Here is a 21,884-nt window from a genome sequence, read left to right as displayed (position 1 = left end):
GAGGTCAGGTTCCTTTGCGAGGAGGGAGTGCCGGTGCGGATGTGCGGACGTACTGGTGCGGAGGTGGTGCTCAGAGGTGGGCGTAGACGTCGTCGAGCGAGATCCCGCGGGCGACCATCATCACCTGGACGTGGTACAGCAGCTGGGAGATCTCCTCGGCGGCGGCGTCCTTGCTCTCGTGCTCGGCGGCCATCCAGACTTCGGCGGCCTCCTCGACGACCTTCTTGCCGATGGCATGGACGCCCTTGTCCACGAGCTCGGCGGTACGGGAGGTGGAGGGATCGCCGTTGGCGGCCTTGAGCTGCAGCTCGGCGAAGAGCTCTTCGAAGGTTTTGTTCGCCATGATGGTCTTAGAGTACGGGGTCGGTACCCGGTGCTCAGCGCCAGGGCTCGCTGACCGTGCGCAGCGTGGCGGCGGTGGCGACGGCCGCGGTGACCGCTTCGTGCCCCTTGTCCTCGTTGGACCCTTCGAGGCCGGCCCGGTCGAGTGCCTGCTCCTCGGTGTCGCACGTGAGTACGCCGAAGCCGACCGGTACCCCGGTGTCGACGGCGACCTGAGTGAGGCCGTTGGTGACGCCGTGGGACACGTATTCGAAGTGCGGGGTGCCGCCGCGGATGATCACGCCGAGCGCGACGACCGCGTCGTAGCCGCGGCCCGCGAGGACCTTGGCGACGACCGGGAGCTCGAAGCTGCCGGGCACCCGGAGCAGGGTCGGCTCGTCGATGCCGAGTTCGTGCAGGGCGCGCAGGGCGCCGTCGACGAGGCCGTCCATGATCTTCTCGTGCCACTGCGCGGCGACGACCGCCACGCGCAGGTCACCGCAGTTACGTACGGACAGTTCGGGTGCGCCCTTGCCGCTCATTTCTCTCCTGTCGCTCGTTTCCGTGATCGTTACTGGTTGCCGCAGGTCGACGCCGTGGCGGTGTCGAGCCAGGGCAGGTCGTGTCCCATGCGGTCGCGCTTGGTGCGCAGGTAGCGCAGGTTGTGTTCGCCGGCCTGGACGGGCATCGGCTCGCGGCCCGTGACGGCGAGCCCGTGCCGCAGGATCGCGGCCGTCTTGTCGGGGTTGTTGGTCATGAGCCTGAGGCTGCTGACGCCGAGGTCCTTGAGGATCTGGGCGCCGGCCGCGTAGTCCCGGGCGTCGGCGGGCAGGCCGAGCTCCAGGTTGGCGTCGAGGGTGTCGATGCCGCGCTCCTGGAGTTCGTAGGCGCGCAGCTTGGACAGCAGGCCGATGCCCCGGCCCTCGTGGCCGCGCAGGTAGACGACGACGCCGCGGCCCTCCTCGGTGATCCGGCGCATGGACGCGTGCAGCTGGGGACCGCAGTCGCAGCGCTGGGACTGGAAGATGTCGCCGGTCAGGCACTCGGAGTGGACGCGGACCAGGATGTCGTCGCCGTCGCCGAGGTCGCCGTGGACGAGCGCGACGTGCTCGACTCCGTCGGTGGTGGAGCGGTAGCCGTACGCGGTGAACGCGCCGAAGGCCGTCGGCAGCCGTACTTCGGCCTCGCGGCGGACGGTCGGCTCGGAGCTGCGGCGGTAGGCGATCAGGTCCTCGATGGAGATGATCGTGAGGCCGTGCTTGCGGGCGAACGGGACGAGCTGGGGCAGCCGCAGCATCACGCCGTCCTCGCCGGCGATCTCCACGATGGCCCCGGCGGGCCGCAGTCCGGCGAGCCGGGCGAGGTCGACGGCGGCCTCGGTGTGGCCGTTGCGGACCAGTACGCCGCCGGAGCGGGCGCGGAGCGGGAAGATGTGGCCGGGCCGTACGAAGTCGCCGGGGCCGGCCTCGCCGCCCGCCAGCAGCCGCAGGGTGGTGGCCCGGTCGGCGGCGGAGATGCCGGTGGTGACGCCGTGGGCGGCGGACGCGTCGACGGAGACGGTGAACGCGGTGCGCATCGACTCGGTGTTGTGGGCGACCATCTGCGGGAGTGCGAGCCGTTCCAGCTCGTCGTTCTCCATGGGTGCGCAGATCAGGCCGCGGCACTCGCTCATCATGAACGCGACGATCTCGGGGGTGGCCTTCTCGGCGGCGATGACGAGGTCGCCCTCGTTCTCCCGGTCCTCGTCGTCGACGACCACGACGGGCCGCCCGGCGGCGATGTCACGGATCGCCTGCTCGACGGGGTCGAGGCGGAGGTCCTCGGCGGCACCTTCGTGTTCCCGGTGCAACCAGGTGGGCTGGGCAGTCATGCCGTGGCTCCTTCCAGAGCGGGTGTCCGCGAACGCAGCCACCAGTCGCGCATGCCCCACAGGACCAGGGCGCCGTACACGACGTAGATGAGACCGGAGAAGGCGAGCCCGCTGTGGAAGTTCAGCGGTACGCCGACCAGGTCGACCAGCAGCCAGGCGAACCAGAACTCGACCATGCCGCGGGCCTGGGCGAGCATCGCGACGAGGGTCCCGGCGAATATGTACGCGTCCGCCCACGGGCTCCAGGACAGCGAGGGGAACGCGGTGAACAGGCCGCCGACCGCGAGGGTGCCGAGCGCGGCGCCGCCCAGCAGGTAGCCGCGCTCGCGCCAGGTGGCGAACCGTACGGCGATGGAGCCGTCCTGGGCCTGCTGCCTGCCCCGGGTCCACTGCTGCCAGCCCCAGACGGCCACGGCGATGACGACGAGCTGCTTTCCGACGCTGCCCGCCTGGTGCACGGAGGCGTTGGCCGCGACCAGGACGACGCCGGACAGCAGCTGGGCGGGCCAGGTCCAGATCGAGCGGAGCCAGCCCAGGGTCAGGGCGATCAGGCCGACGGTGTTGCCGATCATGTCGGACCAGATGATGTGCTGCCCGAAGACGGTGAACGCCTCCGAGTTCAGCCAGTGCAGGGCGGTCACCGGACCGGCTCCTCGGGCGTCTGCGCGGTGTTGCCGAGCAGCCGCTCGACGTACTTCGCGATGACGTCCACCTCCAGGTTGACCGGGTCACCGGGCTCCTTGATGCCGAGCGTGGTCAGGGCGAGGGTGGTGGGGATGAGGCTGATGGTGAAGTAGTCGGGTCCGGCGTCCACGACGGTGAGGCTGACGCCGTCGACGGTGATGGATCCCTTCTCCACCACGTAGCGGCTCAGGTGCGCGGGGAGGGAGACCTTCACGATCTCCCAGTTCTCGGAGATCCTGCGCTCGACGATGTGCCCGGTGCCGTCGACATGGCCCTGGACGATGTGTCCGCCGAGTCGGCCGCCGACCGCCATGGGGCGTTCCAGGTTGACCCGGGAGCCGGTGTCCAGCGCGCCGAGGCTGGACCGGTCGAGGGTCTCGGCCATCACGTCGGCGGTGAACTCGCCGTCGCCGAGGTCGACGACGGTGAGGCAGACACCGTTGACGGCGATGGAGTCGCCGTGCTTGGCGCCTTCGGTGACCACTCGGCCGCGCAGGCGGAAGCGGGAGGCGTCGGCGAGCTTCTCGACGGAGGTGACTTCACCCAGTTCTTCGACAATTCCGGTGAACACTCAGTTTCCCTTCCGGGCAGGGCCGGGGACGGCGGTGATGCGCAGATCGGGGCCGATGCGGACGGTCTCGGTCACATCGAGGCGCAACGCCTCGGCGATGGTGGAGATTCCGGCGTCGGCGAGGGCCGCGGGGCCTGCGCCGAGGAGTACGGGGGCGAGATAGCCGACGACCTTGTCGACCGTTCCCGCGGCTACGAAGGCCCCGGCCAGGGTCGGGCCGCCTTCGAGGAGTACGGAGCGGACGCCGCGCCCGTGCAGGGCACGGAGCAGGGCGGGGATGTCCAGGCCGGGGCCGGTGGCAGCGCGCGGCAGCCGCAGGACGGCGGCTTCGGGCAGGTGCCCGGCGTCGGCGTCCTCGGCGACGGCGACCAGGGTGGGCGCGGTGCCGTCGAGGACCCGGGCGCCGGGGCGTACGGCGGTGGCGCCGGTGTCGACGACCACCCGCAGCGGCTGCACGGCGCCCTCGACGCCTCGTACGCCGAGCTGCGGGTCGTCGGTGCGGGCGGTGCCGGATCCGACCACCACGGCGTCGGCCTCGGCGCGCAGCCGGTGGACGTCGGCGCGGGACTCGGCGGAGGTGATCCAGCGGCTGGTGGCGTCGGCGGCCGCGATCCGGCCGTCCAGGGTCGCCGCGTACTTCCACAGGACGTACGGGCGGTCCAGGCGCACCGAGGTCAGCCAGACCGCGTTGCCCGCCTCGGCCTCGTCCGCGAGGAGCCCCTGCTCGGCCTTGATCCCGGCCGCGCGCAGGGTGTCGCCACCGCCGGTGGCCTGCGGGTCCGGATCGCCGACTGCGTAGACGACGCGGGCGAGGCCGGCCTCGATGAGCGCCTGGGCGCAGGGGCCGGTGCGGCCGGTGTGGTTGCAGGGTTCGAGGGTGACGTAGGCGGTACCGCCCCGGGCCCGGTCGCCCGCCTCGCGCAGGGCGTGGATCTCGGCGTGCGGTCCGCCGGCCCGCTGGTGGAAGCCTTCTCCGGCGTGGCGGCCCGCGGCGTCGAGGATGACGCAGCCGACCACGGGGTTGGGGCTGGTGAAGCCGAGACCGCGGGCGGCGAGCGTGATCGCACGGCGCATGGCGGTGATGTCGGCTGCGGTGTCCACCGGGTCCTCCTGCCTCTTCGGGCACGGACTCCGGGGCCTGTCGATGACGACAGATGAAGCGGGAACGCCACGGGGGAACGCCGGAAATGCCGGAAAACACGGATGGATCGGTCGCCCGAAAACCATCCGCCGACGGCGGCGTACCCGCGAAACGGCCCGCCGCGCACTGCCTCCCATCCGGACTTTAACCGTCGGTCCAGGAATCCCACCTGGTCAACCGGCCGCTGGATGCGGACGGGTCGCGGACTATAACCGCCGGTTCGGAATTGCACCGACCCCGGAGTGCGCTGCTGCTGGTACACGATCAGTGTGCCACGCCGAGCGGTGGGCCATGCGGGTGAGTATCTGTGGACTGGCTCACAGGGCGGCCGGGGCGAGGGCCCTCTTCTGGATCGAGCCGAAGAAGTTGACACCTAAAGGTCCAGACCTATTGACGCAGTGGTCTAGTCCTTTTAATCTCTGCGTCACCTCCGAGGAGCGGTCCCGCGGTGTGCGCACACCCGGGGCACCAACACGACCCACCCCTTTGCCAGTTGTGTTTCCGCCGAACCTCCCCAGGAGGAACCGAACGTGCTGTCCCCCACCCGTGCGAGAGCCACCCTGCTCGCAGCCGGCGTAGCCGTCGCCGGACTGCTGATGGGCTCGCTCGCCGCCACCCCGTCGGCCGCCGCCGACCAGGAGTCCTGTCGCCCCGACGGGCTCTACGAGACGCCCGGTGTCTCCGTGCCCTACTGCTCCGTCTACGACACCGAGGGCCGCGAGAAGATGGGCGCCGACCACCAGCGGCGGGTCATCGGGTACTTCACCGACTGGCGGACCGGCAAGGACGGCAAACCCGCTTATCTCGTCCCCGACATCCCCTGGGACAAAGTCACCCATTTGAATTACGCGTTCGCCCATGTCGACGGCGGCAACAAGCTCTCGGTCGGCGCCGACGGGCCGGACAACGCCTCGACCGGCATGACCTGGCCGGGTGTCGCGGGCGCCGAGATGGACCCGGATCTCCCCTACAAGGGCCATTTCAACCTGCTCAACAAGTTCAAGAAGAAGCACCCGAACGTGAAGACCATGGTGTCGGTGGGCGGCTGGGCCGAGACCGGCGGCTACTTCGACGACAGCGGCAAGCGGGTGGACTCCGGCGGCTTCTACTCGATGGCGACCAACGCCGACGGCTCGGTCAACCAGGTCGGCATCGACGCCTTCGCCGACTCGGCCGTCGCGTTCGTCAAGAAGTACGGCTTCAACGGCGTCGACATCGACTACGAGTACCCGACGACCATGAAGGACTCGGGCAACCCGCTGGACTGGACGCTCTCCAACGCGCGCCGGGCCGGTCTGGTCAAGGGCTACGCCGCGCTGATGAAGACGCTGCGCGAGAAGCTCGACCGGGCGTCCGCCGCCGACGGCACGCACTACCTGCTGAGCGTGGCCGCGCCCTCGTCCGGCTACCTGCTGCGCGGGATGGAGACCTTCCAGGTCCAGAAGTACCTGGACTACGTCAACATCATGTCGTACGACCTGCACGGCGCCTGGAACGAGTACGTCGGTCCCAACGCCGCCCTCTTCGACGACGGCAAGGACGCCGAACTCGCCCAGGCGAGCGTCTACTCGACCTCGCAGTACGGCGGCACCGGCTACCTCAACACCGACTGGGCGTACCACTACTTCCGCGGTTCGATGCCGTCCGGCCGGATCAACATCGGCCTGCCGTACTACACCCGCGGTTTCAAGAACGTGCAGGGCGGCACGGACGGGCTGTGGGGCCGGGCCGCCACCACCGACTGCCCGGCCGGCGCGGGCCTGACCAAGTGCGGTGACGGCGCCGTCGGCATCGACAACCTCTGGCACGACAAGGACACCAACGGCAAGGAATCACCGGCCGGTTCCAACCCGATGTGGCATGCGAAGAACCTGGAGAAGGGTGTCGTGGGCGACTACGTCACCGACTACGGATTCCCCGCCGACACCGAGCTGACCGGCACCTACGCCCGCAAGTACGACTCGACGCTGGTCGCGCCCTGGCTCTGGAACGCCGAGAAGAAGGTCTTCCTGTCCACCGAGGACGAGCAGTCGGTCGCCGCCAAGGCGGACTACGTCGTCGACAAGGGCATCGGCGGCACCATGATCTGGGAGCTCGCGGGCGACTACGGCTGGAACGCGGCCAAGGGCCAGTACGAGCCGGGCTCCACCCTGACCTCGACGATGTACGACAAGTTCAAGTCGGCCACCCCGTACGGTGCGAAGCGGTCCACCATCGATCTGCCCACCGAGGCGCTCGACATCGATGTGTCCTTCGGCCAGTTCCCGCTCGGTGACTCGAACTACCCGATCAGCCCCAAGCTGAAGATCACCAACAACACGAAGACGGCGCTGCCCGGCTCCACGGAGTTCCAGTTCGACTACTCGACCTCCGCGCCGGCCAACGCCAAGGACCAGTCGGGCTTCGGCACGACGATCGTACGCAGCGACCACACCGCCGCCAACAACATCGGCGGGCTCAAGGGCGACTACAACCGCGTCTCGCTGAAGCTGCCGGCCTGGCAGAGCCTGACCCCCGGCGCCTCGGTCGAGCTCGACTTCGTCTACTACCTGCCCACCTCCACGCCGTCGAACTGGACGGTGACCTTCGGCGGGAAGTCGTACGCCCTCGCCGCCGACCTGACGCGCGGCACCACCCTGGTCGACCCCGGCACAGGCACGTCGACACCCTCACCGTCGCCGGACCCGACGCCCGGTGGCGGCGGCTGCACCGCGCCCGTCTGGAGCGCGGGCTCCGAGTACGGCGCCGGTACGACGGTCGCCCACGGCACGCACCAGTGGAAGGCCAAGTGGTGGACGAAGGGCGAGGAGCCCGGCTCCACCAGTGACTGGGGCGCCTGGCAGGACCTCGGGGCCTGCTGACGCCCCTCCCACTGCCGCCCGGCGGTGACCGGTTCGCCCCCGGTCACCGCCGGGCTCCGCCATGCCCGGGGGCTACCCGGCCGGTGTGAACAGCTCGTCCTGGGCCGCGTCCCGGGCGGCGAGCAGCGCGCCGCGCAGCACCGCCGCACCGCCCAGCCGGCCGGCCCTGACCTCGGTGCGCAGCGGTGACATCAGGGTCAGCCGCTCCTCGACCCGTGCCGCGAGCGCGTCGCCGCCCGCGTGGCCGACCTCGCCCGCCAGCAGCACGCAGCCCGGGTCGAGGACGGCGGCGATGGCGGCGGCGCCGAGCGCGAGACGGCCGGCCAGCGCGTCCAGGAACCCCTCACCGTCCCCCTCGCCCGCCAGCGCGGCCCGCACGGCCGACGCGGCCCCCGGTTCCTTGTCGCCCTCGGCCGCGCCCGGGGGCACGGCGATGCCGTGGGCGGCGGCCAGTTCGCAGACCGGGGCGGAGCCGACCAGGGAGTGGAAGCCGCCGTCGCAGTTGAGCGCCGAGGGTGCACCGGCCGTGCCGGGCACCGGCAGGAAGCCGATCTCGCCCGCTCCGCCGGAGGCTCCCCGGCGGAGCTTCCCGTCCAGCATGACGGCGGCGCCGACACCGTGGCCGAGCCAGAAGAGCACGAAGGTGTCGTGGTCGGCGGCCGCGCCGCCGCGGTGCTCGGCGACGGCGGCGAGATTGGTCTCGTTCTCGACCAGCACGGTCGCGGGCAGCCGCTGCTGGAGTACCCGCACCAGCCGCCGGTGCCAGGCGGGCAGTCCGCTGGTGTCGCGCAGCTCGCCGGTGACCGGGTCGATCAGCCCGGGTGCGCCGATGCCGACCCTGTGCAGCGGACCGGCGCCGGCCTCGCGCGCGGTGCGCTCCAGGAGTGCGGCGGCCTGTTCGGCTGCGGCCTCGGTGCCGGTGTCGCTGCCGATGGGCAGGGTCGCCTCGGCGAGCGTGGAGCCGAGGAGGTCGGCGACGACCACGGCGACGCTGCCGGTGCGTACGTCGAGTGCGGCGAGGTGGGCGCGGTCGGCGGCGATCCCGTACAGCCGGGCGTTGGGGCCGCGGCGCTCGGCACCGGCCTCGCCGACGACCCGGATCAGACCGGCTCCCTGCAGGCGCTCGACGAGGTCGGCGACGGTGGGCCGGGAGAGGCCGGTCAGGGTCTTCAGCTGCGTGGCCGTCAGCGGGCCGTCCTGCTGGAGCAGTCGCAGGGCGAGCCGGTCGTTGATGGCCCGTGCGGTGCTCGGTGATGCGGGCATGCCGGGATCCTTCCAGATCGCTGACGTACTGATCGCTGACGTAGTGGACGCACCGGCGCACTATTTATCAGGCAGGGTTCCTGATAGTTTACTGCGCGCACCGTGGAGACGGGCACCGGGACCACCGGGGACAGCGGATTCCGAGAGAATCTTTCAGGGGAGGGCACGGCGGTATGACAGCGGATTCCACAGACGCGGACTTCGGCATGGCGCAGGTGAGGCGGGCCAGGTTCGCCGTCGCCGCGGTCTTCACCGTGCACGGCGCGGTGACCGGCAGCTTCGCCACCCGGGTGCCCTGGATCCAGGACCACGCCGGGGTCAGCGCCGGTCAACTGGGCCTGGCTCTCGCCTTCCCGGCGATCGGCGCCTCGCTCGCGATGCCGCTGGCCGGCGCGATCAGCCATCGCTTCGGCGCGAGAACCGCACTGCGCGGGCTGCTCGCCCTGTGGACACTGGCGCTGGTCCTGCCCGCGCTGGCACCCAACCTGCTGACGCTGTGCGCCGCGCTCTTCGTGTACGGGGCATCGGCCGGCATGTCGGACGTGGCGATGAACGCCCTCGGCGTCGAGGTGGAGAACCGCCTCGACAAGTCGATCATGTCCGGGCTGCACGGGATGTGGAGCGTGGGCGCCCTGATCGGTTCGGCGGCGGGCACGGTGGCCGCGCATCTGGGCACCGACGCCCGGCTGCATCACACACTGGCCGCCCTCGTGCTCACCGCGCTCGGCCTGATCGCCTGCCGGGGCGTACTGGATCTGCGCAGCGAACCGGACGAGGAGCCGCCGCCGCGCTTCACGCTGCCGCCGAGGTCGGCGCTGATCATCGGCGCGGTGGGCTTCTGCGCGGTTTTCGCGGAGGGCGCCAGTCTGGACTGGTCGGCGGTCTATCTCCGGGACATCATGGACACCTCCGCCGGGCTCGCCGCGGCGTCCACGACGGCGTTCGCGCTGACCATGGCGGTCGCCCGGATCGCCGGTGACAAGGTCGTCGACCGCTTCGGCGCGGTCAGGACCGTACGGTTCGGCGGTGTCCTCGCGACGGTCGGCGGACTGCTCGTGGTCGCCTCGCCGAACGCGGTCCTGGCGATGTGCGGCTTCGGGTTCCTCGGGCTCGGTGTGGCCGTGGTCGTCCCGCTCGCCTTCGCGGCGGCCGGGCGCAGCGGGCCGAACCCGAGCCAGGCGATCGCGGGTGTCGCCACCATCACGTACACCTCCGGGCTGATCGCCCCGTCCGCGATCGGCTCGCTGGCCGAGGCGACCTCGCTGGTCGTGTCGTTCGGCCTGGTGACGGTCCTGGCGTTCGGCCTGGTGCTGGGGGCCGGGGTACTGCGGGCGGGCGACCGCAGGCCGGTGTCGCCCTCGGACGCCGGCGCCCCGAGCGCGGCGGCCGTCGAGCAGCGTCCCTGATCCCTCGCACCGGCGGACGGCCGGTGCGTCGCTCCCGGTCCCCCGCCTCACCTGCGTCGTCCGTGCTCAGGACGCCCGGCCCGGCCGCGAACACTCCGCGGCCGGGCATTAGCATGACGCTGCTCATTTCCGCGGCGGCGACGCAGCCCTCAGGGCCGCGGAGCACGACGACGCGGGTCGGATCCCCACCCTCATGGCCCGTCCTGTCGGCATGCGCCGGAACTGCGTGTTCCGCTAGTCATCGAGCAGCCATCGGGCCCCGGTCCGGCCGGCGGATCTCGGCACCACCCCAGCAACACATCGAGGAGCAAGACCATGGCGGGCTTCGGCTGGAAGCTGCACGGCGACGGCAAGAGCCTCGCACCGGGTGAGGTCGTGAGGCCGGACGAGCGGCTCACCTGGGGGCGCACGGTCGGTCTCGGCGCGCAGCACGTGGTCTCCATGATCGGAGCCTGCTTCGTCGCCCCCGTCCTGATGGGGCTCGACCCCAACCTCGCCGTGATGGCCTCCGGCGTGGCCACCATTCTCTTCCTGCTGATCACCCGGGGCCACATCCCCAGCTACCTGGGCAGCAGCCTCTCGTTCATCGGTGTCGCCGCCGTCATCAGCACACAGGGGGGTGACGCGGCGACCCTCACCGGCGCCCTGCTCGTCGTCGGCGCGGTCCTCTTCCTGTGCGGGGCGGTCGTCCGGGCTCTCGGGGCCCGCGTCATCCACGCGGTACTGCCTCCGGTGGTCACGGGTGCGGTGGTCATGCTGATCGGGTTCAACCTGGCGCCGGTCACCGCCGGCACCTACTGGCCCCAGGACCAGTGGACAGCGCTTCTGACCATGCTGTTCACGGGTTTCGCCCTGGTCGTGCTGCGCGGCTTCTGGTCCCGTATCGCGATCTTCCTCGGGCTGGCCTTCGGGTACGTCGCCTCATGGGTCTTCGACCGCGCGTTCGGCAAGATCCACTCCCCCGCGGGCGGCGCCGAGGCGGTCGACCACTGGCGCCTGGACCTCTCGGGCGTGTCCAAGGCGGACTGGATCGGCCTTCCCGACCTGCATGCCCCGAGCTTCTCGCTCTCGGCCGTTCTGGTCGCCCTGCCCGTCGTCATCGCCCTCGTCGCCGAGAACGCGGGACACGTCAAGGCGGTCGGTGAGATGACGGGCGAACCGCTCGACGACCGGCTCGGTACGGCGATCATGGCCGACGGTGCGGCGACCGTGCTGTCGACGTCCGTGGGCGGCCCCGCGACCACCACGTACGCCGAGAACATCGGTGTCATGGCCGCCACACGTGTCTACTCGACCGCCGCCTACTGGTGCGCGGCGGGCTTCGCGATCCTGTTCGGGCTCTGCCCCAAGTTCGGTGCCGTCGTGGCCGCCATTCCCGGCGGTGTCCTCGGCGGCATCACGGTCATCCTCTACGGCATGATCGGCCTGCTGGGCGCCCAGATCTGGGTCCGTTCCCGGGTCGACCTCTCCAACCCCCTGCACCTGGTGCCGGTGGCCGCGGGTCTCATCGTCGGCATCGGCAATGTGAGCCTGAAGCTCACGGACAACTTCCAGCTCAGCGGCATCGCGTTGGGGACGCTGATCGTCCTCATCGGCTACCACGCGCTGCGCGTCATGGCTCCCGCCCACATGGCGGACGAGCCGCCGCTCCTCGAACCGGACAATGTGGGGTACGACCGAGGCGTGCCGGGCGGATCGTGATCGCAGGCGCCGCCGTCAGTGAGGCCGCTCCGACGGGGAACGGCCTCACTGATCTGTTCGCCACACCGATCCGTACGCCACCCGGCAGGTCGTGGTCCACGTCCGGGCCCGCGGGGTTCAGACGTCGGCGGACACGTACTCCTTGCCCTTGTCGTTCTCGATCACGACCTTCTGTACGTCGTCCATGGGGACGGCCGCCGAGCCGTCGAGGTTGGCACCCTTCTTCTCGTCGGCGACGAGCCAGCTGCCCGCGATCTCGCGGCTGCCGTCCTTCGCGACGACCACCACACGGCAGCGCTCGCCCGCCGGGATGCCCGTGACCGAGGCGTTGAGGCGGATCCAGTCGACGGCCGGGGTCACCCGGAGCCTCATCTCGCTGCCGGTCGAGGGGCTGCGGCCCTCGACGACCTTCATGCCGCCCGGCTGAGCGGGTGGCGCGGTCGCCGTGACCGAGGGGACCGGGGGTGTCGCCTCATGGGTGCGTTCGCCGGTGTTCTGGCCGATCAGGACGCCGCCGCCGAGGACGGCTGCCGCCGCGACCGCCGCAACCGCGCCCAGGACCGCTCTTCGCCGCAGCGTCTGCCCGGCGCGCTCGTTGCGGACCTGCCTCAGCGTGCGCTGGAGCAGCAGGTCACCGCCTTCCGGGGGCCCGTCGAGGAAAGCCTCCGGGGGTACTTCGCCGAGCGCGGACTCCATGTCCCGCAGCCCGTCCAGTTCGTCGCGGCACTCCTGGCACGACGCCATGTGTTCGTCGACGGTTCGCACCTCCTGCTCATCGAGCGCGCCGAGGACGTAGGCGCCGAGCAGTTCGCTGTCATGTTCCCTGGTGCTCACACCGCCACCCCCTTCAACGCCACCAGCTTCACTGCCTTCGGTCTGTCCGCGTACATGTCCCGCAGGGCCTTCAACGCATAGTGTGACCGGGACTTGACCGTCCCGGGTGGTATCCCGAGCCTGTTCGCCGCCTCGGCGACGCTCCTGCCCTGGAAGTAGATTTCCATGAGCACGTCCCGGTGGTCCGGGGAGAGCCGGTCGAGCGCCTCCATGACGACCATCGAGTCGACCACGGCGTCCGCGTGGTCCTGCTCGACGGGCTGGGTGGTCACCGACTCGGCGACCTCCGTGGGGCGCGCAGCCTTGGCCCGGTACCGGTCCGTGATGATGTTGCGGGCCACGGTGAGCAGCCAGCCACGTACCGAGCCCTTGCCGTTGACCAGCGCGTCCGGGTGTTTCCAGGCCCGGATCAGGGTTTCCTGGACCACGTCCTCGGCGGCGCTGCGATCGCCGGTCAGGCGTTGCGCGTACGCGAGCAGGGCTCTGCCGTGTTCCTCGTAGAGGGACCGGATCAGCGCCTCGTCACCGGTGTCCTGTCTCTGCCGGCTGCGGGACCACAATGCCGCCATCCATCTTCTCCGTCCTCTCCTGGGCCGATGCGCTGAACACGGACGGCGGGCCGGGCCGGTTCAATCCCGGACGGATGTGAGCTGAATCACAGGTCGGCCGGGGGCATGCGAGGGGTCCTGGTCACCCGGCCTTGCACTGCCGGTCCTCGTTGATGCAGCGCACCAGCTCCGCCATGCGATCCCCGGTCATCACGTTCACGAACATCGCGTGGTCGGTGATCGGATCGCGCAGTTGCTCCGGGAAGGAGTCGACGGCGAACGGCGTGCCCTCCGGGAGTTCATAGGTGAGGGTGACGCGCAGTTGCGGCACGGGGAACGTGGCCCGCGGGCAGGTGCCGTCGGCGGCGGGGAACTGTGCGTGCGTACGGTGGTCGGGGCTGTCGGTGGCGAGGCCGTTCCAGCAGCTCGGGAAGTCCAAGGTGCGGGTCGGTCCGCTGCCCTGCGGGCAGCGTGCGTAGTTCCGGGTGAACCGGTCCGGGTAGCCGGAACAGCCCCACTGCGCACGGGCGTTCCCGCTGTCCGTGGTGGCCGCGACCGGGTCGCCCGTGACCAGCCGCAGGAAGCGGGGCATGCCGACGACCGAGCTGACCGGGTTGCCGCGGAACTCCACCCGCACCGAGGAGGCGGTGACGACCTCACCGGTGTTGCCGTGGGCGCCGACGCCTGCCTTGTGGGCATCGCCGGTGCGGTCGAGGCGGCGCAGCACCGGCCAGTAGTACGTGGACCGGTCGCCGCCCGCGCAGGTGGTGTCGGCGGCGGCCAGACTCCGGTCGGTGGACAGGGCGTCGGTGGAGAGATTGCCGACGTAGTCGTGGGTGTGGTGGGCGCCGTTCACGACGCCCGGGGAGGTCACGACGTTGTCCATGTTGTAGTGGCCCTGTTCGTTGCGGCCGCAGTCGACGGTGTACGAGCCGGTGGACGCGTCGGGTCCGGCCGCGGGCGCCCGGGCCGGCACAACGGTCCCGATCTCCACGTACTTGTCGTCGGCGGGTGCGCCGGACACCGTGGCGGCCCTGTCGGCGCCGAACGTCATGACGCCCAGGAGCACGATCAGCCCGAGCGTCACGGGCAGAATCCCCCAGAACAGAGGGGAGTTGGGGAAGGGCAGCTTGATCCGCACGGAAGCAGGGTGTCACCAGGGGCCGGGGCAATCAAGATTGCCCACAGGCCGCCCGCGAAACCTCCGTCACCCCCTTGCCGGTGAACGTCAGCGGAACAACTGCCCTCGTACGGCGCCGTCGGGGAACTCCCGGGTGTGCAGGTTGGAGTAGAAGCCGGTCGGGCTCCCCTTGAGGCGTGCGATGACCTCGGCGTCGGGGACGCTGACGCTGCCGGAGATCGCGAAGACGTTCTTCGGTACGGGAGTGACGAACAGCGGGAGCCGTACGTCGCCGTTCTCGCCGAGCACCCCCTCGTGGATGTGTCCGGCCAGCGGCGCCCCGATGTTCACCCAGGCCATGGAGTAGTCGACGCGGTCCGTCCTCGGGTGCAGGAACGTGGTGCTGTGCCCGTCCGGGTCGCCCGCCTTGCCGGGGTCGTCGGCCGGGACCTCCTGGCCGCCGTCCGCGAGCGCGCGCAGCTTGCCGCCCCTGATGATGCTGAGCGGGTTCACCGGTTTCTCCAGGAGCCGGAGCCGGCCGCGCACCGCGCCACCAGGGAACTCCTCGGAGTGCAGGTCGATGTAGAAGCCGCCGGGGTCGGTGCGCAGTTGTCGGGCGAGCGCGGCGGAGGACATCGAGGTCTGCCCGGCGGCGGAGTTGACCGAGGCGGGCATGGCCGTGCCGAACAGCGCGGCCTTCACCCCGCCGTCGCTGCCGGGCCGGCCCCGGTGGAGGTGGCCGCGCGTCGGCCTGCCGATGCCGTTCCAGGTGAGGGCGAAGGTGACGCGGTCGCCCTTGACCTTGACGAGCACGACGGCCTTGCCGTCCTGGTCGCCCGCGGTGGGCCCGTCCTGGTCGCCGGTGAGCCGGGCGATCAGGGAGACGGCCGGTGCCTGCGCCGCTTCGGCGGTGGCCGCTGAGACCCCGGTGCCACGGGAGCCCCCGGCGTCGGGGCCGTCCTCGGCCAGCGCCGGACTCGTACCGGCGAAACCGGTGAGACCGGCGAGGAGCACGGCGGCGGCCGCCGCAACAGTGAGCCTGCGCATGTCTTTCGTCCTTCCGGGAGTGGGGCTTCCAGTCGGGGCCCTTCGCGTCGACGAACGGACGAACGGCCCGAGCGGTTCAACGCCGCCCGCGAACCGGGCTGTCGGGGGCCGAAGCGCTGAAGGGGGCGGATGCGCACTGAACCCGATGCGCAGGGAGCACGTGTGGGCACGGGGAACTCACCCCCTCGCGTTTCACGACGTACGAGAGAGGTCATCACCATGCGTGCACGCAAGGCTCTTTTCGCGATCCCGCTGGCCCTGGGACTTGTCGCCTGCGGGGCCGGGAGCGACGGCGACACCGACGACGGCAGGAGGCCGGTCAAGGCCGCGCCCGGCACCGAGGTCACCGTGGCGGACGTCGGGCTCGGCTCCATCCTGGTCGACGGCAAGGGCCGCACCCTGTACGCCTTCACCAAGGACAAGGACGCCGCGAGCAACTGCGACGCGGAGTGCATCGCCGTATGGCCCGCGCTGACCAGCCCCGTACCCGCCACCGCGGGCCGGGGCGTCAGGAAGTCGCTGCTGCGCGAGGCGAAGCAGTCCGGGGGTGCCGTCCACGTCACGTACGGGGACTGGCCGCTGTACTACTACGTCGGTGACATGGCGCCCGGTGACGTCAACGGGCAGGGCCTGGACGGCGAGTGGTTCGCCGTGGCACCCGACGGCAAGCTCGTCCGCAAGGCCGCGTGACCCTCCCTGCGGCCCCGACGCCCGTACGCCCTTGATCCGGCGGGCCGTTGAACCGTCCCGCGTCCGCCGTCGTTCCTGGAGCGGGGCGGGACCTGCCCGCCGGACGACGCGTACGAGGGAGGAGCCTTGGCCGAGATCGAGATGCCGGGAGACGAGGTGCAACGTCTCGGTGAACTCCTGGGCCGGGTGATGGATCTCATCGACACCCGGCCCTCGGGCTACGCCCCCGAGGACGTCGGCCCGCCACTGGTGCGCCCCGGCACCAACTTCGACGAGCAGTGGAAGGACGGGCGCGTGCAGGTCAAGCGGAACAGCAAGGACCTCAAGGACGCCTGCGAGGCCATCGTGAAGGCCTTCGACGACTTCGACACCAAGATGGGCTCTTCGCTGAAGGAAAGCGGCGGGCAGGGCGGTGGCGGCGACGCGACACCCGCCGGGAGTGGCACCCGGCCGTCCTAGGACGACGGCCTGATCGATCCCCCATCGGCCCGGCCCGAAACGAGCCCGGCCCGAAACGAACTGAGGAGCACGGTCCCATGACCACTGGTTCGCACACCTTCGGGATCGCCATCCCGGAGAACTGGACGGAGTACGACCTGCACGGCGACACGCTCGCCGAGCGCCGTGCCGAGATGCTGCGGCACGCCCCGCAGAAGGAGACCCGGGACGCCATCAACCACACGTTCCGCAGCGCGCGGCGCATCATGGAGGGCGCCCGCAGGCGCGGCGCCGTCTATGCGGCGGGCACCACCGCCATGTACGAGGACGGCCTGCTGATGGCCGGGCTCATGGTGTTCAGCGTGACGCCGCCGCCCGGTGAGGACTTCTCCGCCAAGGGCATCGCCGAGCAGTTCTCGGCCACCGGGGGCCGCCGCCGCGAGAACACCACCCGGACCCTCACGACGGCGACGCTGCCGGGCGTCGGTCCGGTCGGCCGGATGGCCGGCATCGAGGAGACGGAGATCGCCGACGGTGTCTCGTACAAGATGGTGGTGACGCACACGTTCGTGCCGGTCCCCGGTGGCGAGCGGGTCCTGATCATCACCTGCTTCAGCCCGAACATCCCGCTCGCCGAGCCGCTGAACGACCTCTTCGACGCCATCACGTCGACGTTCGCCTTCGGCGACAAGGAGCCGGTGGCCGTCGGCGCGGCGACCACCTGACCGGCGCCGGCCTCGCGGAGGGCCCGGCCGTTCCTGGGAGGAACGGCCGGGCCCTCTTCTTCGCGTGTGCCGGAGGCCGGAAGGCCTCCGCTCCCCCGGTGACCGGACGGGAGCGTAGGCCTTCTCGCCTTGCTCTGTGGTGCCGTACGCCGCGCGGTCGGTCAGTCCACCGTCGTCGCGGGCACGCGGACCGTGGTGAAGCGGCCGTCGCCGAGCTGCAGGTGGGCGCGGCCGGGTTCGCTGTCCTGTCCCATCAGGCCGCGTGGCAGACGGGCGCCGACGAGTTCGCCGTCGCCCATCAGCCGGGGCGCGAGCAGGGCGCCGCAGCGGTTGCGGCGTACGGCGGCCTGCCAGCCGCCGATGCCGCCGAGCAGCGCCTCGTTGTTGCCGGCCATGATCAGGCCCCAGCCGTCCCCGGCGCTGCCGCGGGCGAGCGCGACGAAGTCGGTGTCCAGCTCGGAGTTGATCATCATCTCGGCATCGTCGACGAGGATGGCTCCGGCGGGGCTGTCCACCTTGCCGAGTGCGGCGCGGAAGTCGGCGACCGCGACGTCGGCGTCGGTGAAGACCTCCACGACGCCGGGCTGTCCGGCGAGGTGGCGCAGCGGCGAGTTGCGCGGCGCGATCGCCACGATCTTCGTGCCGGCCGCGGTCAGCGACTTCGCCATGGTGAGCAGCACCGTGCTGCGGCCCGACCTCGGCGGGCCGGCGACCACGAAGGACGGCACCTGCGACAAGTCGGTGCCGATGGCGGCGAGTTCGTCGCCTCCGACGCCGACCATCGCCCACAGCGGGGAGACGGTGTGCGGCCTGCGGGCGAGGGCGTCCGCGAAGTCCAGCTCGTCTGGCAGGACGTCCACGCGGAACGGCCTGCGCTCGGTGGGCACCTCGGCGTCGCGTTCCCCGACCCGTTCGGCGAGTACGCCGAGTGCCAGGGCCTGGCCCGCGCCGGTGGCGTCGGTGCGGGCGCTGCCGTCGCCGCCGTCGCCGCCCGGGATCAATGCGATCTGAGCGCTGTTGGTGTCCTTGGCGAGGACACCGCGACCGGCCGGGAGATCCTCGGGGACGTCGCGGGAGTGGAGGCCCACCATGGAGTAGTCGGTGCGGTCGTTGAGGCGCAGGACCAGCTTGTCCTCGGTGGTGGAGGAGAACCGGTTCTGACCGAGGATGCGGTCGCCGGTCATGACCAGGTGCAGGCCGACGCTCGCGCCCTCGCGCATCAGCAGGGTCATGGCGTCCATCAGGCTGCCCTGGTCGTAGTTGGCGAAGTCCCGCTCGAACGCCTCGAACCGGTCGACGAGCAGCAGGATGTGCGGGGGCCGCTCCGTCTCGGGCAGGACGCGGCGCAGCTCGGTGAGGTCGGCGACGCCCCGCCTGCCGAGAAGTTCACGGCGCCGCCCGACCTCGGCGACCAGGCGGTTCAGGAGGCGGGTCACCCGCTCGACCTGGCCCCGGTCCACCACGGCCCCGCAGTGCGGGAGTCCGCCGAGGGCCTGGAGGGCGCCGTTGCCGCAGTCGAGTCCGTACAGGTGGACGTCGGCGCAGCGGTGCGCGCCGGTGAGGGCGGCGGCGAGGGTCCGTAGCGCCTGCGAGCGGCCGCTGCGCGGCGAGCCGATGATGTACAGATGGCCCATCTCGTCGAGATCGAAGGCGAGTTGACGCTGCGCCTGCTCGGTGGGCACGTCCACGAGGCCGTACGCCACCGGGGTGAGCCGCCCGTCCTCGGCCGCCTCGGGCCGCGCGGGCAGGTCGGCGAGAGTGAGGACGCCGGGCAACGGGGGCAGCCAGGGGCGCCGGGCGGGCGGTACGGAGAGCTGGGTGGCCGCGTCGCGTACCGCCTCGACCAGGACCGACAGGTCGGTGACCGGCTGGAAGGTGTCCTCCTGCACCTCCGGCCTCGGTATCGGGGCGCCGAGGGCCTCCCAGTGGAGTTCGGTGAGCACCGGCGCCGGGCGGTCCTCGTCCGTGTTCGAGGCGTCGAGGCGGCGGCCGCCGATCCGACCGGTCTGGAACGGCAGCAGCGCCGCGTGGCCGAGCCTGGCGTGGGCGCGGCCGGGAGTGCGGGGCGAGAGCTGCCCTGAGTCGGGGGCGTCGATGATGTCGCGGCTCTCTCCGGTGTCGGTGGTGCGCAGCGCGATCCGCAGGTTGGTGTTGGCGCGGATGTCGGCGGTGACCGCGCCGGAGGGCCGCTGGGTGGCGAGGATCAGGTGGATGCCGAGGGAGCGGCCCCGCTGGGCGATGTTGACGAGTCCGGAGACGAAGTCGGGGAGTTCGCGCACCATCGACGCGAACTCGTCGATGACGAGGACGAGCCGGGCCATGGGGGCGAGTTCGGGATGGCGGGTGCGTTTGTCGGTGTAGTCGTCGATGTCCTTGGCCCCGGCCTCCGCGAGGATGTGCTCGCGTCGCTTCAGTTCGGCGCCGAGGGACACCAGGGCCCGCTCCACGAGGTGGGTGTCCAGGTCGGTGACCATGCCGACGGTGTGCGGCAGGTCCTCGCACTCGGCGAAGGCGCTGCCGCCCTTGTAGTCGACGAGGACGAAGTTCAGCTCGTCCGGCCGGTTGGCGACGGCGAGGCTCGCCACGAGGGACTGGAGCAGTTCGGACTTGCCGGATCCGGTGGTGCCCGCGATCAGGCCGTGCGGCCCGTCGGCGGCCAGGTCGACGGCGAACGGACCATCCACGCCCTCGCCGAGCACGGCGCGGGTGCTGCGGGCGGCGATCACCCATCGCGCGGCGACGGCGTCGGGGGTGGGCGGTTCGAGACCGAGTACGTCCAGGAGCCGGGCGGAGGCGGGCAGCAGGTTCTCGTCGGCGTCGTCGCCCACGTCGCGGATCGGCGCGAGCGCGCGGGCCACGCCCACGCACCAGGACCGGGTCGGCGCGTCCATGCGGACCTCGTCGACGGGGTCGGCGCTGTCCTGCTCGGCGCGCAGCCACTTCGGCCCGGCCACGGCCACGGCGCGGCACTCCTCGGGCAGGAGCCGGGCCTCGTCGTCCACGCACAGCGCGTACACGCCGACGGCCGGTCCGTCGCGGAGGATCTGGATGACGCCGGGCAGGGAGCGCAGTCTCCGGGCGCCGTCGAGGACGACCAGGACGTCGGGCTCGCCCGCGGCGCCGCCGCGCGGTGCCCGGTCGCCGGCCGCCTGCCGGGCGGCGACCACGGCGGTGAGTTCGGCGATGCGGCGGCCCACGGACTCGGCGCTCGCGCCGACCAGGGAGATGGTGTCCTCGCCGAGGGGCGCGCAGTGCGGCAGCCAGTGCACCCAGGACCAGCGGTCCGCGCCGCCGGTGCCGGACAGTACGCAGATCCGCAGGTCGGAGGGGCTGTGCAGGACGGCGGCCTGGGCGATCAGCCAGCGCACCAGCGGCTCGGCGGTGGCGCCGCCGGCGACGCCCATGACGCCGCAGGAGCGCAGCGGCACGGTCACGGGCACGGCGTGCGTGGTGCGGTCGACCCTGCGGCGGTGTTCCGGCTCGGCGGGGTCCTGGAGCTCCACGTAGGCGGGACGGTCGGCGACGCCGAGCCGCATCAGCAGGAAGTCGCTGTCGCGCCAGCGGCGCTCCCAGAGCCGCTGACGCGGGCCGGTGGCGATCAGGAGGGCCGACGCCGGGTCCGGGGCGGCGAGGCGCCGGGCGTGCTGTTCGGCGAGCACCGCCTCGTCCACGTCCTGTTCCAGTGCGGCCTTCTTCTCCTCGTACTCCTTGAGCTGGTCCTCGTAACTCTCCTTGCCCCGGCGCTTGTTGGAGAACTGGGAGATGAGGGCGACGACTGGGGAGAGGACACCGAAGACCAGGAACCTGGGGTTGTTGAAGATGACGAACGAGACGCCGGCCATCATCAGCGGTGCGAAGATCATCACGAGCTGGAGCTTGTTGCGGATGGGTTTTCCGGGCGGCACGGGGAGCTGGAAGCGGTTGTTGACGGGCGGGGGCAGCAGCCGGGGCGGCCGGTTGTAGTCGAGCCCCACGCCGTCGTCGGAGGGCTGGAGGGCGGCGTCGGGCACGGAGGGCGTGGCCAGTTCGAGCAGGGCCGGGCCGATGGTGAGGACGCCGCCGAGCGGCCATGGGGTCCAGTCCCGCGCCCCGGTGCCGTCCCGGGTGACGCCGTCCTGGTCGACGGAACGTACGGTCGCGGTGGCGTCGGCGTGCACCTTCAGGCGCGCCGCGGTCTTCGCGAGCCCTTCGGCGCGGAGCTGGATGCGGCAGGACGCGGCGGAGCCGATCTCGTAGTCGCCGGGCGGCAGCCGGAACACCACTCCCGCGTCGGCGCCGCCGACGCCGCGCAGTTCCACGACGCCGTCCGGCTCCGGGCCCGCCTCGGGCGCGGGAGCGTCCAGGGACAGCAGGCTGCCGGAGCGCAGGGCGGCGGCGGCCATCGGCTGGTCGGCGGGGAGCGGGGTGGCCCCGTGGTACAGAACGGGCGGTGCTTTCGGTGTGCCGCCGCGCAGCCGCCGGTGCAGTTGCTCGGCGAGTTCGCCCGCGGGGGCCTCGGGGTCGGTCTCGATCATGATGTCCGCGGTCTGACCCTGCTCCGGGTCGACGGCGGTGACGGTCAGACGCATCGTCAGTGCTCCTTGGGCACGGGGATCACCAGGGGTTGCCAGGGGTGCGGGACAGCCGGCCGGGCCGGACCGGAGAGTGGACCGGCCCGGCCGACG

18 protein-coding genes and 1 riboswitch are annotated in these 21,884 nt (G+C 71.6%); of the genes, 6 read left to right on the top strand and 12 right to left on the bottom strand.

From position 1 onward, the window contains the following. Nucleotides 1–70: 70 nt before the first annotated feature. From OG842_RS32735 to ribD, 6 genes are read right to left on the bottom strand one after another with little or no spacing between them, the layout of a single operon-like run. Nucleotides 71–343, bottom strand: a complete 273-nt coding sequence (locus tag OG842_RS32735; RefSeq protein WP_018524273.1) for a phosphoribosyl-ATP diphosphatase — start codon at nt 341–343, stop codon at nt 71–73. Nucleotides 344–377: 34 nt separating this feature from the next. Then, complete coding sequence (gene ribH / locus OG842_RS32730; protein WP_124718909.1) at nt 378–863, bottom strand: 6,7-dimethyl-8-ribityllumazine synthase; 486 nt, start codon at nt 861–863, stop codon at nt 378–380. A gap of 29 nt (nt 864–892) precedes the next feature. Continuing rightward, nucleotides 893–2,191 carry a bifunctional 3,4-dihydroxy-2-butanone-4-phosphate synthase/GTP cyclohydrolase II gene (locus OG842_RS32725; protein ID WP_266735733.1) on the bottom strand — a complete coding sequence of 433 codons (1,299 nt, stop codon included), beginning with the start codon at nt 2,189–2,191 and terminating at the stop codon, nt 893–895. Beyond that, nucleotides 2,188–2,832, bottom strand: a complete 645-nt coding sequence (locus tag OG842_RS32720; protein ID WP_124718907.1) for a nicotinamide mononucleotide transporter family protein — start codon at nt 2,830–2,832, stop codon at nt 2,188–2,190. The genes OG842_RS32725 and OG842_RS32720 overlap by 4 nt, the downstream gene beginning before the upstream one ends. Beyond that, a complete protein-coding gene (locus OG842_RS32715) occupies nt 2,829–3,446 on the bottom strand; it encodes a riboflavin synthase (protein ID WP_266735734.1) in 618 nt (205 codons plus the stop codon). Before OG842_RS32715 ends, OG842_RS32720 begins: the two co-directional genes overlap by 4 nt. After that, on the bottom strand, nt 3,447–4,547 hold the full coding sequence (gene ribD, locus OG842_RS32710) for a bifunctional diaminohydroxyphosphoribosylaminopyrimidine deaminase/5-amino-6-(5-phosphoribosylamino)uracil reductase RibD (RefSeq protein ID WP_266735736.1): 1,101 nt from the start codon (nt 4,545–4,547) through the stop codon (nt 3,447–3,449). It abuts the gene before it with no gap. 159 nt (nt 4,548–4,706) lie between these two features. Next, a riboswitch (FMN riboswitch) is annotated at nt 4,707–4,837 on the bottom strand. A 280-nt stretch (nt 4,838–5,117) separates the two neighbouring features. On the opposite strand from ribD, the gene OG842_RS32705 reads away from it, so the two are divergent. After that, a complete protein-coding gene (locus OG842_RS32705; RefSeq protein ID WP_266735737.1) occupies nt 5,118–7,448 on the top strand; it encodes a chitinase C-terminal domain-containing protein in 2,331 nt (776 codons plus the stop codon). A gap of 72 nt (nt 7,449–7,520) precedes the next feature. Here OG842_RS32705 and OG842_RS32700 read toward each other — a convergent pair whose 3' ends face one another. Beyond that, entirely contained in the window at nt 7,521–8,711 is a 1,191-nt protein-coding gene (locus tag OG842_RS32700) for an ROK family transcriptional regulator (RefSeq protein WP_266735738.1), read from the bottom strand. A 173-nt stretch (nt 8,712–8,884) separates the two neighbouring features. Here OG842_RS32700 and OG842_RS32695 point away from each other — a divergent pair, with 173 nt between their 5' ends. After that, nucleotides 8,885–10,117 carry an MFS transporter gene (locus OG842_RS32695; RefSeq protein ID WP_266735739.1) on the top strand — a complete coding sequence of 411 codons (1,233 nt, stop codon included), beginning with the start codon at nt 8,885–8,887 and terminating at the stop codon, nt 10,115–10,117. A 315-nt stretch (nt 10,118–10,432) separates the two neighbouring features. Further along, a complete protein-coding gene (locus OG842_RS32690) occupies nt 10,433–11,818 on the top strand; it encodes a uracil-xanthine permease family protein (RefSeq protein WP_266735741.1) in 1,386 nt (461 codons plus the stop codon). Between the two features lie 117 nt (nt 11,819–11,935). Here the strand turns inward: OG842_RS32690 and OG842_RS32685 are convergent, their stop codons facing one another. The 4 genes from OG842_RS32685 to OG842_RS32670 form a co-directional block, all read right to left on the bottom strand. Further along, nucleotides 11,936–12,652, bottom strand: a complete 717-nt coding sequence (locus OG842_RS32685) for a zf-HC2 domain-containing protein (RefSeq protein WP_266735742.1) — start codon at nt 12,650–12,652, stop codon at nt 11,936–11,938. Further along, on the bottom strand, nt 12,649–13,221 hold the full coding sequence (locus tag OG842_RS32680; RefSeq protein ID WP_072489594.1) for a sigma-70 family RNA polymerase sigma factor: 573 nt from the start codon (nt 13,219–13,221) through the stop codon (nt 12,649–12,651). Before OG842_RS32680 ends, OG842_RS32685 begins: the two co-directional genes overlap by 4 nt. Nucleotides 13,222–13,342: 121 nt before the next feature. Further along, on the bottom strand, nt 13,343–14,341 hold the full coding sequence (locus tag OG842_RS32675) for a DUF1996 domain-containing protein (RefSeq protein ID WP_266735744.1): 999 nt from the start codon (nt 14,339–14,341) through the stop codon (nt 13,343–13,345). An 87-nt stretch (nt 14,342–14,428) separates the two neighbouring features. Further along, on the bottom strand, nt 14,429–15,367 hold the full coding sequence (locus OG842_RS32670; RefSeq protein ID WP_266735746.1) for a CHRD domain-containing protein: 939 nt from the start codon (nt 15,365–15,367) through the stop codon (nt 14,429–14,431). A gap of 219 nt (nt 15,368–15,586) precedes the next feature. Between OG842_RS32670 and OG842_RS32665 the strand changes: the two genes are divergently transcribed. From OG842_RS32665 to OG842_RS32655, 3 genes are all read left to right on the top strand, one after another. Further along, entirely contained in the window at nt 15,587–16,057 is a 471-nt protein-coding gene (locus OG842_RS32665; RefSeq protein WP_266735747.1) for a COG4315 family predicted lipoprotein, read from the top strand. 126 nt (nt 16,058–16,183) lie between these two features. Then, on the top strand, nt 16,184–16,516 hold the full coding sequence (locus OG842_RS32660; protein WP_266735749.1) for a hypothetical protein: 333 nt from the start codon (nt 16,184–16,186) through the stop codon (nt 16,514–16,516). Nucleotides 16,517–16,593: 77 nt separating this feature from the next. Beyond that, nucleotides 16,594–17,220, top strand: a complete 627-nt coding sequence (locus tag OG842_RS32655) for a hypothetical protein (protein WP_266735750.1) — start codon at nt 16,594–16,596, stop codon at nt 17,218–17,220. Between the two features lie 161 nt (nt 17,221–17,381). Here OG842_RS32655 and OG842_RS32650 read toward each other — a convergent pair whose 3' ends face one another. Continuing rightward, nucleotides 17,382–21,788, bottom strand: coding sequence for an FtsK/SpoIIIE domain-containing protein (locus tag OG842_RS32650; RefSeq protein WP_266735752.1), 4,407 nt, complete (start codon nt 21,786–21,788; stop codon nt 17,382–17,384). Nucleotides 21,789–21,884: the final 96 nt, after the last annotated feature.

This window comes from Streptomyces sp. NBC_00376 (assembly GCF_036077095.1).
In the GTDB taxonomy this organism is placed as follows: domain Bacteria; phylum Actinomycetota; class Actinomycetes; order Streptomycetales; family Streptomycetaceae; genus Streptomyces.
This window is presented reverse-complemented; position numbering and strand designations above follow the sequence as displayed.

Bases quoted from the DNA above. Each gene is read 5' to 3' on its own strand.
- OG842_RS32735 (WP_018524273.1), bottom strand. From the start codon at position 343: ATGGCGAACAAAACCTTCGAAGAGCTCTTCGCCGAGCTGCAGCTCAAG.
- ribH (WP_124718909.1), bottom strand. From the start codon at position 863: ATGAGCGGCAAGGGCGCACCCGAACTGTCCGTACGTAACTGCGGTGAC.
- OG842_RS32725 (WP_266735733.1), bottom strand. From the start codon at position 2,191: ATGACTGCCCAGCCCACCTGGTTGCACCGGGAACACGAAGGTGCCGCC.
- OG842_RS32700 (WP_266735738.1), bottom strand. From the start codon at position 8,711: ATGCCCGCATCACCGAGCACCGCACGGGCCATCAACGACCGGCTCGCC.
- OG842_RS32695 (WP_266735739.1), top strand. From the start codon at position 8,885: ATGACAGCGGATTCCACAGACGCGGACTTCGGCATGGCGCAGGTGAGG.
- OG842_RS32690 (WP_266735741.1), top strand. From the start codon at position 10,433: ATGGCGGGCTTCGGCTGGAAGCTGCACGGCGACGGCAAGAGCCTCGCA.
- OG842_RS32680 (WP_072489594.1), bottom strand. From the start codon at position 13,221: ATGGCGGCATTGTGGTCCCGCAGCCGGCAGAGACAGGACACCGGTGAC.
- OG842_RS32670 (WP_266735746.1), bottom strand. From the start codon at position 15,367: ATGCGCAGGCTCACTGTTGCGGCGGCCGCCGCCGTGCTCCTCGCCGGT.
- OG842_RS32665 (WP_266735747.1), top strand. From the start codon at position 15,587: ATGCGTGCACGCAAGGCTCTTTTCGCGATCCCGCTGGCCCTGGGACTT.
- OG842_RS32655 (WP_266735750.1), top strand. From the start codon at position 16,594: ATGACCACTGGTTCGCACACCTTCGGGATCGCCATCCCGGAGAACTGG.
- OG842_RS32650 (WP_266735752.1), bottom strand. From the start codon at position 21,788: ATGCGTCTGACCGTCACCGCCGTCGACCCGGAGCAGGGTCAGACCGCG.